This window comes from Microbacterium sp. A93, from assembly GCF_051842835.1.
In genome coordinates, this window is record NZ_JBPXMT010000020.1 from 37,327 (window position 1) to 49,314 (window position 11,988).

Consider the following 11,988-nt stretch of genomic DNA (forward strand, 5'->3'; position numbering starts at 1 on the left):
GAATTTCGGGGAGGTCAGAAGGACTCGTCTTCGTTGCCGCTGTAGAAGTGGGCGCCATCAAAACCGGGCACCGAATCCTTGAGCGACAGACCGAGCGAGATGAGCTTGTCGCGCACCTCGTCGACCGACTTCTGGCCGAAGTTACGGATGTTCATGAGCTGCGTCTCCGACAGTGCCACGAGCTCAGACACCGAGTTGATGCCCTCGCGCTTCAGGCAGTTGTAGGAACGAACCGACAGGTCGAGGTCCTCGATCGGCATGGACAGCTCACTGGAGAGCACAGGCTCCACAGGTGCCGGGCCGATCTCGATGCCCTCTGCTTCGACGTTCAGCTCGTGTGCGAGGCCGAACAGCTCGATCAGGGTCTTCGCAGCCGAAGCGACAGCATCGCGCGGGGCGATGTTGTTCTTCGTCTCGACGTCGAGAATGAGCTTGTCGAAGTCGGTACGCTCACCGGCACGAGTTGCCTCGACGCGGTAGCTGACCTTGAGGACCGGCGAGTAGATCGAGTCGACAGGAATCTGACCGGCCTCGGCGTACTCGTTACGGTTCTGGGTCGCAGACACGTAGCCACGTCCACGCTCGATGGTGAGCTCGAGCTCGAACTTGGCGGTGTCGTTGAGCGTTGCGATGACGAGCTCGGGGTTGTGCACCTCGACACCGGCCGGAGCCGAAATGTCAGCGGCGGTCACTTCGCCCGCACCGGTCTTACGCAGGTAAGCGGTGATGGGCTCGTCGCGCTCGCTCGAGACGACAAGCTTCTTGATGTTAAGGATGATCTCAGTGACATCCTCCTTCACACCGGGGATGGTGCTGAATTCGTGCAGCACACCGTCGAGGCGGATGCTGGTGACAGCAGCGCCGGGAATCGACGAGAGCAAGCTACGACGCAGCGAGTTACCGATCGTGTAACCGAAACCGGGCTCGAGCGGCTCGATGATGAACCGGCTGCGGTCCTCGGCGATCTTTTCCTCGGTCAGTGTGGGACGCTGTGCAATAAGCACTCTGTGTTCCTTTCGATCACATATCCGCTATATGACATGTGGTGGGTGAGGTTTTGAGTTTTGGAAGTCAGGTGCCCGGTAACGGGCGGAGCGAGGGATGCCGAAGCATCCCTCGCAGCAGCCAGATCAGACGCGACGGCGCTTCGGCGGGCGGCATCCGTTGTGCGCCTGCGGAGTGACGTCCTGAATCGAACCCACCTCGAGGCCAGCGGCCGTGAGTGAGCGGATCGCGGTCTCGCGGCCGGAGCCCGGACCCTTCACGAAGACGTCAACCTTCTTGACACCGTGCTCCTGAGCCTGGCGGGCGGCCGACTCGGCAGCCATACCAGCGGCGTACGGGGTCGACTTGCGCGAGCCCTTGAAGCCCACGCCACCGGAGGATGCCCAGCTGATGACAGCGCCAGACGGGTCGGTGATCGAGACGATCGTGTTGTTGAACGTCGACTTAATGTGGGCCTGGCCCAATGCGATGTTCTTCTTTTCCTTGCGGCGCGGCTTGCGCGCGGCGGCCTTAGGTGCAGCCATGAAATTCTTCTCCTATTTCCTGGCCGCTACTTAGCGGGCCTTCTTCTTGCCGGCGACGGTGCGCTTCGGGCCCTTGCGGGTACGTGCGTTGGTCTTGGTGCGCTGACCGTGCACGGGCAGGCCGCGACGGTGGCGGATGCCCTGGTAGGAGCCAATCTCAACCTTGCGGCGGATGTCGGCTGCAACCTCGCGGCGCAGGTCACCCTCCACCTTGTAGTTGCCTTCGATGTAGTCACGAAGGATGATCAGCTGGTCGTCGCTGAGGTCCTTGACGCGGATCGACTCGTCGATCTCGGCCGCCTTGAGGATCTCGACAGAGCGGGTACGGCCAACGCCGTAAATGTAGGTAAGGGCGATCACCACGCGCTTATCGCGCGGGATGTCAACGCCGGCAAGACGTGCCATGCGGTTTCTCCTGGATGAGTAGAGGTGTGGAGCAGGATGTGGACCCGGGCCTCAGTCCCGAGGTGTCCCCCACGTGCGTGGGTTCTTGATCCTGCCTAGTTGCGTATTGAGTTGTGAGTCAGACCTGAAGAATGGCCCTGACGCCGGGGGTTCAGCCCTGGCGCTGCTTGTGGCGCGGGTTGCTCTTGCAGATCACCATGACGCGGCCGTGACGACGGATCACCTTGCAGTGATCGCACATGGCCTTGACGCTGGGCTTGACCTTCATGATGTTTCCTGTTCGCTGTCTTCGTGTCTTCTTCGCCCGCTGAACAAGTCAATGGGCGAAGACGATCGTTACTTCTCGACCGATCAGCGGTAGCGGTAGACGATACGGCCGCGAGTCAGGTCGTAGGGGCTGAGCTCCACGACCACGCGGTCTTCGGGGATGATGCGGATGTAGTTCTGCCGCATCTTGCCGGAGATCGTTGCCAGGACTTTGTGCCCGTTGCTGAGCTCAACGCGGAACATCGCGTTGGGCAAAGCCTCCGAGATCACGCCCTCGATCTCGATGACACCGTCTTTCTTAGCCATAGCCTCGCTGACGCTTTTGCAGACCGGTCGATCTGCGGTGGATAGATGATTGCGGTGCCGCACCGGACGGACACGCCGAAACCGGGCACAGAGGCACCAACGCTCTATCTTATCCGCCCGGATGCCATCCGGCAACTTGAGCGCGAAAGCGGGCCGCTCCCGAAGGAACGACCCGCTTTCTGAAGGCTGCAGTTCGAGTGCCTCAGCCGAGGATCTCGGCGAATCGAGTGGCGATCTCGGAGTTGTCGATCCGCTCGCCATCGATCTCGACGGTCGGTGTGCCAGCGATGTCGTGCTGCTTGGTCTGCGAGGTCACAAAGCGCTTGTAGGTGCCGTCGGCGATGCACTCGGAGACGTCTGCTGCGCCGGCCTGCTCGGCGAGAGCTGCGAGCTCATCGTCGGTGAGACCGGTAGAGTTCTCAGCCGGCTGGTTCTCGAATAGCAGGTTGAAGTAGTCCATGGTGGCTTCCGGCGACTCGGCGGCAACGCAATACACGGCTGCAGCGGCGCGGGTGGAGTACTCGGTGTTCTGCGAGTAGCGGTCCAGGATCGAGATCGGGTGCAGGTTGAGAGTGATCTTGTCGTCCGCGGCCGCTTCCTGCAGCTGCTCGCCGTAGGCGTCTTCAAAGTCGCCGCAGATCGGGCACATGAAATCGAAGAACGTGTCGATCTCGGTGTCGCCCTCGCCGAAGCTCAGGGCGCCGGTCTCTTCGTTGACGATCGCACTGTCCGGCGCGGTACCGGGAGCACTGGCCTGGTTGTTCAGGAACACGACCAGGCCGCCGAGAACGACGAGGACGACAACAACCGCAATCGAGATTCCGACGGCGAACCAGTTGGTGTTGCTCTTGGCAGCAGCAGCCATTTCATTCCGATCTATCGAGGCTCACGTCGCGCGCGAGTCCGGGAGTATGAGGGGTGCTGTGCGCACCCGTACTTGATCAATCCTGCCGGTATTTTCTATGCGCCCGTTGTGAACCCGCCCGCACCGAGGTGTGAGGCATCCTCTTCCGCGTGCCCGACCATCTTCTGCGTGAGACACCACGCACGCGATGGTGGCTCACGCCGAGCATGTCGCCATCGGCCGAACGTGTCGCGGGCGGCGGTGGGTGGTGGTGCCTCGCGGGCGGCTGCGGGTGGTGTCGGCGGCGGTGGGTGGTGACGGCGGCGGGCGGGTGGTGTCGCTGGCGGCGGCGTGTGAAGCATCCTCTTCGCGTGCCCGACCATCTTCTGCGTGAGACACCACGCTGGCGATGGTGGCTCACGCTGAGCGTGTCGCCATCGGCCGAACGTGTCGCGGGCGGCGGGTGGTGCCTCGCGGGCGGCTGCGGGTGGTGTCCACCTTCCTCCGGCCCCCGACTTGTTCTGCACAGGTACGCCAAAACGGATGCTATCCACCGAACGCGTAATCGCGGGTGTCGCTGCGCAAGGATGCTGGAATGCCTCTGCTCCTCAAAGATCGCGCCGTCGTCGTCTCGCCTCTCGCTCTCGTCACCACCGCCGAGGCGCGGATGCTCCATATCGCACTGACGCCGACGGTCTGGCGTCGCCTGCGTCGAGGCATCTACGTCAACCGCGCGGCGTACGAGAAGCTCCTGCCGTGGACGAAGTATTCCGTTCGCGTCCATGCCTTCGCTCGGCTTCATCCCGACGCCGCCCTCTGTCTGGAGTCTGCGGCAGTCCCGCACGGCTTGCCGCATTTCGGACAGACGGAGTACATCCATGTCTATGATCCTCACCGCTCGAGATCTCGGAAGTTCGGCGACGTCTTCGTGCACACCAGCATCGAGCAGAGGGAGGTCGGTCGGATCGGCGGGGTTCTCACCACCAGCTTCCTGGATACCGTGATCGATCTATGCCGTGTGCTTCCGCCCGCGCATGCGTTGACCATCGCGGACAGTGCGATCTCCCCGGTGCAGGGAGGGCTACTCACTCTCGACCAGTTGCGCGCGGAATCCGAGACTCAGGAGAATCGGCGGGGACGGTCGCTGCTGCGTTGGGTGTGGGCTCGTGCAGATGGCCTGTCGGAGTCGCCGTCCGAGAGTGTGAGTCGCGCCGTGATCGAGTGGAGCGGGTTCGAGCAGCCCGAACTGCAGCGGAAGTTCCACTATGAGGGCGAGCTCGATCGTACCGATTTCTTCTTCCCCTCAAATGGCGCGATCGGCGAGGCCGACGGGTGGGAGAAATATCAGCTGAAGGATCCCAAGAAGGCTGCAGTGTTACTCGCCGATGAGAAACGACGAGAGGATCGGCTCCGGCGCAACGGGCATCCATTCGCCAGATGGGAGTTCGCCGGCGCGCGAAAGGTGAAGCCGCTGGTGGAGGCACTGCTCGCGGCGAAGGTCCGCCGCATCGCGCCCCCTCAGATGCGAATGCTCAAGACGCTCTCAATCAATCCGCGCGCTGTTCCGCCTCCAACATCCCGCCCCTGAGTCACCGCTCACGCGTCCGCGACATGCTCAGCGTGAGACACCAAGCCCAGCATGGTGTCTCACGACGAACATGTCGCGCGAGCGGATGCCGGGCACCGGGCATGTTGTCTCACGACGAAGGTGTCGCGCGAGCGGATGCCGAAACTCGGAGGGGCCGGGCGGGCCGGAGGAGTTAGGCCGAAGGGTCCGGAGGGCCCAGGCCGGAGGGCCCAGGCCGAAGGGCCTAGTCCGAAGGGGCTAGGCCGACCGGGGAGGGCCTAAGCCAGGGGGACGGGGGTCACGCCGAAGGGAGCGAGGCCGGCGGCGCCGCCATCCGGAGCAGTGAGCACCCAGATGCCACCCTCGTGGCGGGCGACGCTGTGCTCCCAGTGCGAGCCGTCGGTGCCGTCGACCGTCGAAACGGTCCAGTCATCGTCCTCGACCAGGGTCTCTTCTCCCCCGGCGGTGACCATCGGCTCGATCGCGAGCACCAGACCTGCCTTGACTGCGGCGCCCGGGTCGGGAGTGCGGTAGTTGAAGACGCTGGGCGCCTCGTGCATCTTGCGTCCGATGCCGTGGCCGACGTACTCACGCAGAATGCCGTAGTGCTGCCCAGAAACCTCAGAGGGCCCCTGCGCTTCGATGTATTCCTGGATCGCTGCGCCGATATCGCCGATATAACCAACGGATGCCATGGCGGCAATTCCCGCCCACATCGAGCCCTCGGTCACTCGCGAAAGCTCCTCGCGCCGCGCGAGAACCACAGAATCGACAGAGTCAGAACCAGGCACAATAAATGTCCGAGCACTGTCGCCGTTCCACCCCTGGAACTGCGCACCACTGTCGACCGAGACAATGTCCCCGGCCTCCAGCACGCGGGAGCCGGGGATGCCGTGGACAACCTCGTCGTTCACGGAGATGCAGGTGGTGTGGTGGTATCCACGCACGAGCTTAAAGTTCGACTCCGCGCCGCGAGCAACCACAGCGGCGAATGCCGCAGCATCCACCTCAGCCGTCGTCACTCCAGCCCGAATGACAGCGGCAGCAGCATCCAACGATGCAGCGGTGATGAGGCCGGGTTCGACCATCGACCGCAGCTGCGCTGGCGTCTTGTAGATAGAGCGGCGGAACATGTCAGAGCGCAGCGTGCAGTCCGCGGGCGCCCAGCGCCGCGGAAATGCGCACGGTGATCTCGTCGAGCGAGCCCACACCGTTGACGGCATCGACGATGCCGCGCTCACGGTACACAGCGAGGATCGGAGCGGTCTCGTTCTCGTAGATGTCGAGGCGGTGCGCGATGGCTTCCTCGGTGTCGTCCGAGCGGCCCTGCTCCTCGGCACGCAGCGTCAGACGCGTCATGCTCTCCGCACGCGGAACATCCAGCAGGATGACTGCGTCCAGAGCCTCGCCGCGAGCGGTGAGGAACTCGTCGAGGTGTCCGACCTGGACAGCGTTACGCGGGTATCCGTCGAGCAGGAAGCCCTTCGCCGCATCGTCCTGCGACAGCCGGTCGCGCACGATCTCACTCGTCAGCTCGTCCGGCACGAGGTCGCCGCGATCGAGGATCTCGGTGACCTGGCGGCCCAGTTCAGTGCCGCCCTTGATGTTCGCGCGGAAGATGTCACCAGTGGAAACCACCGGGATGCCGAAGGCCGAAGCAATGCGCACGCCCTGCGTGCCTTTGCCGGAGCCCTGCGGGCCAACGATGAGGAGTCGTGCGGATGCTGTCAACGGAGAAGCCCTTCGTAGTGACGTTGCTGAAGCTGTGCGTCGATCTGCTTGACGGTCTCAAGACCCACACCGACGATGATGAGGATTGAGGCACCACCGAACGGGAAGTTCTGGTTCGCTCCGACAGTCGCGAGAGCGATGAGCGGGATGAGCGCAACCAGACCCAGGTAGATGGACCCTGGGAACGTGATGCGGGTGATGACGAAGTCGAGGTACTCGGCCGTCGGACGCCCGGCACGGATACCGGGGATGAACCCGCCGTACTTCTTCATGTTGTCGGCGACCTCAACAGGGTTGAACGTGATCGCGACGTAGAAGTAGGTGAAGCCGACGATCAGCAAGAAGTAGATCGCCATGTAGAGCGGCTGGTCACCGGTGGTGAGGTTCTGCGAGACCCAGACGACCCATGCGGCCGGCGTTGAGCCGTCCTGCGGAGTGTTGAACTGCGCGATGAGCATCGGGATGTACAGCAGCGACGACGCGAAGATGATCGGGATCACACCCGCCATGTTCACCTTGATCGGGATGTAGGTGTTCGTGCCGCCGTAGGTGCGCCTGCCGACCATGCGCTTGGCGTACTGCACGGGGACACGTCGCTGCGATTGCTCGACGAAGACCACAAGCCCAGTGACGACGATGCCGACCGCGAGGACCAAGAGAAAGACTTCGAAGCCGTTCGACTCGAAGATGGCCCACATTGCCGACGGGAACGTCGCAGCGATGGACGTGAAGATCAGCAGCGACATGCCGTTGCCGATGCCACGCTCGGTGACGAGCTCGGCGAACCACATGATCAGGCCGGTGCCGGCGGTCATCGTCATGATGATGAGCAGCTGTGCCCACCAGACGTCATTGGTCAGCAGCTGCTGGCAGGCCGCGACATCTGTGGTGCCGAAGAGTTGACCGCTGCGTGCCACGGTGACGAGCGTCGTCGACTGCAGCAGCGCGAGAGCGATGGTGAGGTACCGCGTGTACTGGGTGAGCTTGCCCTGACCGGCCTGGCCCTCCTTGTGCAGCGCCTCAAAGTGCGGGATGACCACGCGCAGCAGCTGGGTGATGATCGTCGCCGTGATGTAGGGCATGACGCCCAGCGCGAAGATCGAGAGCTGAAGCAGGGCTCCACCTGAGAACAGGTTGACCAGACTCAGCAGTCCGTCGGTACCCGCGCTGACGCGCAGACACTCCTCGACGTTCGGAAAATGCACGAACGGAGACGGGACATGCGAACCAAGCCGGTAAATGGCGATGATCGCCAGTGTAAAACCGATCTTCCGACGCAGGTCGGGTGTGCGGAAGATCCGCGCGATAGCGCTAAACAAGGGCGTTCCTCCTGAAAAGGGTTGCCAACCCGCAATGGGCGGCCGAAAGACCAGCGTAACGCAGAGAGGGGCCGGAGAATCTCCGACCCCTCTCTGACGTGGTTACTTGACGGATCCGCCCGCAGCCACGATCTTCTGCTCGGCAGAGCCAGAGACCTTGTCAACCGTGACGGTGAGCTTCACGGCGATGTCGCCGTTTCCGAGAACCTTGACCTTCTCGTTCTTGCGAACAGCACCCTTGGCGACCAAGTCGACAATGGTGACGTCGCCGCCCGAGGGGTACAGTTCCGCGAGCTTTTCCAGGTTCACAACCTGGTACTCGACGCGGAACGGGTTCTTGAACCCGCGCAGCTTCGGGGTGCGCATGTGCAGAGGCATCTGCCCACCCTCAAAGCCGACACGAACGGTGTTGCGTGCCCTCGTACCCTTGGTACCGCGACCAGCAGTCTTACCCTTGGAACCTTCACCGCGACCGACACGAGTCTTCGCAGTGTTGGCGCCGGGGGTCGGACGCAGGTGGTGGACCTTGAGTACACCGGGACGGGATGCCGGAGCGTCCGCCTTCGGAGCAGCCTTCTTGGCGGCCGGCTTCTTCGCAGCTGCCTTGGCCGGAGCCTTGTCAGCGGCCTTAGCCGGAGCCTTCTTCGCGGCAGCAGCCTTGGGAGCGGCAACCTTCTTCGGGGCCTTTTCAGCCTCGACGGTGTCGTTCTTCTCAGCCATTAGTCGATCTCCTCAACCTGGACGAGGTGTGCGACGGTCTTGACGTAGCCGCGCACCTGCGCGTCGTCGGGGCGGACGGTGCTGTCGCCGATCCGCTTAAGACCGAGGCTGCGCAGCGTGTCACGCTGGTTCTGCTTCTCGCTCACCTTGGACTTGATCTGGGTGACCTTCAGACGCGCGGCCATCAGGCACCTACCTTCGCAGCAGCCGCAGCTGCGGCCTTTGCCTCGTTACGGAGGATGATGTCCGGAACAACGGCGTCGTACGGCAGGCCGCGGCGAGCCGCGACTGCACGAGGCTCTTCGAGGCTCTTGAGCGCCGCAACGGTCGCGTGCACGATGTTGATCGTGTTCGACGAGCCAAGCGACTTCGAGAGGACATCGTGGATGCCAGCGCACTCGAGTACGGCGCGAACCGGACCACCGGCGATAACACCGGTACCGGCAGCAGCCGGACGCAGCAGAACGACGCCAGCTGCGGCCTCACCCTGCACGGGGTGCGGGATCGTGGTGGCGACGCGGGGCACGCGGAAGAAGTTCCGCTTGGCCTCTTCGACACCCTTGGCGATAGCCAGCGGCACCTCACGAGCCTTGCCGTAGCCAACGCCGACCAGACCGTTGCCGTCACCGACGACCACGAGAGCGGTGAAGCTGAAGCGACGACCACCCTTCACGACCTTCGAGACGCGGTTGATGGTGACAACGCGCTCCATGAACTGGTTCTCGCCACGGTCGCGCGAGTTGCGGTCGCGTCCACCCTGGTTGCGTCCATCGCCACGGCCACCGCCGCGGCGGTTTTCGCGCGCGGGCTCTGCCTGGGTCGTGCCGGCAGCCGTCTCGGAGACGACAGCGGCAACCTCAGCAGCAGCCGTTTCGGGAGCGGCAGTAGCCGTTTCGGTCACTTCTTTCTCCTTGTTGTCACTCACAGTGCGAGCCCTCCTTCGCGGGCGCCGTCTGCGATGGCCGCAACGCGACCTGCATAACGGTTGCCACCGCGGTCGAAGACGACCTCTGAGAATCCGGCAGCCTTCGCACGGTCTGCGAGAAGCTCGCCAACCTTGCGGGCCTTAGCGGTCTTGTCACCGTCGAACGAGCGCAGCTCGGTCTCGAGTGTGGATGCCGATGCAACGGTGAGACCCTTGCTGTCGTCGACCAGCTGGACGAAGACGTGGCGGGCCGAACGGTTGACGACCAGACGCGGACGCGCCTCAGTGCCGACGACCTTCTTGCGAAGGCGGGCGTGACGACGCGCACGGGCGTCAGATTTTGTTTTGACAGCCATGGTTACTTACCACTCTTTCCGGCCTTGCGACGCACGATCTCGCCGGCGTAACGCACACCCTTGCCCTTGTACGGCTCAGGCTTACGAATCTTGCGGATGTTGGCAGCTGCCTCACCGACAGCCTGCTTGTCGATACCACTCACGACGAGCTTGTTGTTGCCCTCGACCGCGAAAGTGATGCCGGCGGGCGGCGCAACGACAACCGGGTGCGAGAAGCCAAGCGCGAACTCAACCGAGCCGCCCTTCTGCTGCACGCGGTAACCGGTACCAACGACCTCAAGGCCCTTGGTGTAACCCTGGGTCACGCCGATGATGTTGTTGTTGATGAGCGTGCGGGTCAGGCCGTGAAGCGACCGTGACTCACGCTCGTCGTCGGGACGGGAAACAACCACCTGGTTGTCCTCGACCGCGACCTCGATGGGGCTGGCCAGGTTCAGGGTGAGCTCACCCTTGGGGCCCTTCACCGCGACTGCACGGCCGTTGACCGCAATGGTCACGCCCGCAGGAATCTCGATGGGAAGTCGTCCAATACGCGACATTTCGAATTACCACACGTAGGCGAGAACTTCTCCGCCTACGCCCTTCTGCGAAGCCTGACGGTCCGTGAGGAGTCCGGAGGAAGTGGACAGGATGGCCACACCAAGGCCGCCAAGGACCGTGGGGAGCTCCGTGGACTTTGCGTAAACGCGCAGTCCGGGCTTCGATACGCGCTTGATGCCCACGATCGAACGCTCGCGGGTGGGGCCGTACTTCAGCGTGATGGTCAGCGTCTCACCGACGCGAGCGTCGGTGACCTCGTAGCCGGCGATGAAACCCTGCTGCTCGAGGATCTGAGCGATGTGCGTCTTGAGCTTGCTCGACGGCAGGGACACGGAATCGTGGTGTGCCGAGTTCGCGTTGCGCAGACGGGTCAGCATATCTGCGACCGGGTCTGTCATTGTCATATTTATATTCCTTTGTTCACGAGGTTTCGGCTGCCGTTACACGACAGACGACCTTCTATGAGATGCAATCTTCAATTGTAAGCGCACACAGGACCCCCGCCCGACGGGCGGGGGTCCACAGTGTCACGCCTTGGCGTCTTCGGGCTTGAACGGGAAGCCGAGGTGACGCAGAAGTGCACGACCCTCGTCATCCGTCTTGGCCGTGGTGACGACGGTGATGTCGAAGCCGCGAACGCGGTCGATCTTGTCCTGATCGATCTCGTGGAACACGCTCTGCTCCTGGATACCGAAGGTGTAGTTACCGTGACCGTCGAACTGCGTGCCCGAAAGACCGCGGAAGTCGCGGATACGGGGCAGTGCGAGCGAGACAAGGCGGTCGATGAACTCCCACGCACGATCTCCACGGAGGGTGACGTGCGCACCGATGGGCTGACCTTCACGCAGCTTGAACTGCGCGATGGACTTGCGGGCCTTCGTGACGATCGGCTTCTGGCCGGTGATCTTCGTGAGATCCTCAACCGCGCCGTCGATCACCTTGCTGTCGCGAGCCGCTTCACCGACACCGGTGTTGACGACGACCTTGACCAGCCGGGGGATCTGCATCACGTTGGTGTAGCCGAATTCTTCCTGCATCTTCTGCAGGATTTCGGCCCGGTACTTCTGCTTCAAGCGCGGCTGGATCTTGCCAGCCGGCGCGGCAGTGTCGGTGCTCATCAGAGGTCCTTACCTGACGTCTTCGCGTAACGCACGCGGACGGTGCGCTTGACGCCGTCCTTGGTCTGCTCCTCGACCCGGTGACCGACGCGAGTCGGCTTCTTGGTCGAAGGGTCGACAAGTGCGACATTCGAGATGTGGATGGGGGCTTCGATCGTCTCGATGCCACCCGTCTTGGTGCCGCGCTGCGTCTGGCCGACGCGGCTGTGCTTGGTGACGTAGTTCACGCCTTCGACGATGACGCGGTTGCGGTCAGAGAAGATCTCGAGGACCTTGCCCTGCTTGCCCCGGTCTCCGCCCTTGGCCTGCTTACGGCCAGTGATGACCTGAACCAGGTCACCCTTCTTGATGTTCGCCATAA

General features: G+C 63.1%; 18 protein-coding genes. 1 reads left to right on the top strand and 17 read right to left on the bottom strand.

The window, feature by feature from the left end; genetic code table 11:
• Window positions 1–14 precede the first annotated feature (14 nt).
• The 6 genes from ACSU1G_RS33865 to ACSU1G_RS33890 form a co-directional block, all read right to left on the bottom strand.
• Entirely contained in the window at window positions 15–1,004 is a 990-nt protein-coding gene (locus ACSU1G_RS33865) for a DNA-directed RNA polymerase subunit alpha (protein ID WP_439285939.1), read from the bottom strand.
• 126 nt (window positions 1,005–1,130) lie between these two features.
• On the bottom strand, window positions 1,131–1,529 hold the full coding sequence (gene rpsK, locus ACSU1G_RS33870) for a 30S ribosomal protein S11 (RefSeq protein WP_033106075.1): 399 nt from the start codon (window positions 1,527–1,529) through the stop codon (window positions 1,131–1,133).
• A gap of 30 nt (window positions 1,530–1,559) precedes the next feature.
• Window positions 1,560–1,934 carry a 30S ribosomal protein S13 gene (gene rpsM, locus ACSU1G_RS33875; protein WP_439285942.1) on the bottom strand — a complete coding sequence of 125 codons (375 nt, stop codon included), beginning with the start codon at window positions 1,932–1,934 and terminating at the stop codon, window positions 1,560–1,562.
• 151 nt (window positions 1,935–2,085) lie between these two features.
• A complete protein-coding gene (gene rpmJ / locus ACSU1G_RS33880) occupies window positions 2,086–2,202 on the bottom strand; it encodes a 50S ribosomal protein L36 (RefSeq protein WP_439285944.1) in 117 nt (38 codons plus the stop codon).
• 83 nt (window positions 2,203–2,285) lie between these two features.
• Complete coding sequence (gene infA, locus ACSU1G_RS33885) at window positions 2,286–2,507, bottom strand: translation initiation factor IF-1 (RefSeq protein ID WP_017201569.1); 222 nt, start codon at window positions 2,505–2,507, stop codon at window positions 2,286–2,288.
• 202 nt (window positions 2,508–2,709) lie between these two features.
• Complete coding sequence (locus tag ACSU1G_RS33890) at window positions 2,710–3,372, bottom strand: DsbA family protein (protein WP_439285946.1); 663 nt, start codon at window positions 3,370–3,372, stop codon at window positions 2,710–2,712.
• 574 nt (window positions 3,373–3,946) lie between these two features.
• On the opposite strand from ACSU1G_RS33890, the gene ACSU1G_RS33895 reads away from it, so the two are divergent.
• Entirely contained in the window at window positions 3,947–4,939 is a 993-nt protein-coding gene (locus tag ACSU1G_RS33895; RefSeq protein WP_439285948.1) for a hypothetical protein, read from the top strand.
• A 257-nt stretch (window positions 4,940–5,196) separates the two neighbouring features.
• Here the strand turns inward: ACSU1G_RS33895 and map are convergent, their stop codons facing one another.
• The 11 genes from map to rplX form a co-directional block, all read right to left on the bottom strand.
• The gene (map, locus tag ACSU1G_RS33900; RefSeq protein WP_439285950.1) at window positions 5,197–6,051 is read right to left on the bottom strand and encodes a type I methionyl aminopeptidase; all 855 of its coding nucleotides are present in this window, start codon (window positions 6,049–6,051) and stop codon (window positions 5,197–5,199) included.
• A gap of 1 nt (window position 6,052) precedes the next feature.
• Window positions 6,053–6,649, bottom strand: coding sequence for an adenylate kinase (locus ACSU1G_RS33905; protein WP_439285952.1), 597 nt, complete (start codon window positions 6,647–6,649; stop codon window positions 6,053–6,055).
• A complete protein-coding gene (secY, locus tag ACSU1G_RS33910; protein ID WP_439285954.1) occupies window positions 6,646–7,968 on the bottom strand; it encodes a preprotein translocase subunit SecY in 1,323 nt (440 codons plus the stop codon). Before secY ends, ACSU1G_RS33905 begins: the two co-directional genes overlap by 4 nt.
• Window positions 7,969–8,070: 102 nt before the next feature.
• Entirely contained in the window at window positions 8,071–8,688 is a 618-nt protein-coding gene (gene rplO / locus ACSU1G_RS33915; protein ID WP_439285956.1) for a 50S ribosomal protein L15, read from the bottom strand.
• Entirely contained in the window at window positions 8,688–8,873 is a 186-nt protein-coding gene (gene rpmD / locus ACSU1G_RS33920; RefSeq protein ID WP_439285958.1) for a 50S ribosomal protein L30, read from the bottom strand. The genes rplO and rpmD overlap by 1 nt, the downstream gene beginning before the upstream one ends.
• Window positions 8,873–9,613, bottom strand: coding sequence for a 30S ribosomal protein S5 (gene rpsE, locus ACSU1G_RS33925; RefSeq protein ID WP_439285960.1), 741 nt, complete (start codon window positions 9,611–9,613; stop codon window positions 8,873–8,875). The genes rpmD and rpsE overlap by 1 nt, the downstream gene beginning before the upstream one ends.
• Window positions 9,610–9,969, bottom strand: coding sequence for a 50S ribosomal protein L18 (gene rplR, locus ACSU1G_RS33930; protein ID WP_439285962.1), 360 nt, complete (start codon window positions 9,967–9,969; stop codon window positions 9,610–9,612). Before rplR ends, rpsE begins: the two co-directional genes overlap by 4 nt.
• Before the next feature lie 2 nt (window positions 9,970–9,971).
• Window positions 9,972–10,508 (bottom strand): 50S ribosomal protein L6, encoded by a 537-nt coding sequence (rplF, locus tag ACSU1G_RS33935; RefSeq protein WP_439285964.1) that lies wholly within the window; start codon window positions 10,506–10,508, stop codon window positions 9,972–9,974.
• 6 nt (window positions 10,509–10,514) lie between these two features.
• On the bottom strand, window positions 10,515–10,913 hold the full coding sequence (gene rpsH, locus ACSU1G_RS33940; protein ID WP_439285966.1) for a 30S ribosomal protein S8: 399 nt from the start codon (window positions 10,911–10,913) through the stop codon (window positions 10,515–10,517).
• Between the two features lie 123 nt (window positions 10,914–11,036).
• The gene (gene rplE / locus ACSU1G_RS33945) at window positions 11,037–11,627 is read right to left on the bottom strand and encodes a 50S ribosomal protein L5 (RefSeq protein WP_439285968.1); all 591 of its coding nucleotides are present in this window, start codon (window positions 11,625–11,627) and stop codon (window positions 11,037–11,039) included.
• The gene (gene rplX / locus ACSU1G_RS33950; RefSeq protein ID WP_439285970.1) at window positions 11,627–11,986 is read right to left on the bottom strand and encodes a 50S ribosomal protein L24; all 360 of its coding nucleotides are present in this window, start codon (window positions 11,984–11,986) and stop codon (window positions 11,627–11,629) included. Before rplX ends, rplE begins: the two co-directional genes overlap by 1 nt.
• Between the last annotated feature and the right edge of the window lie 2 nt (window positions 11,987–11,988).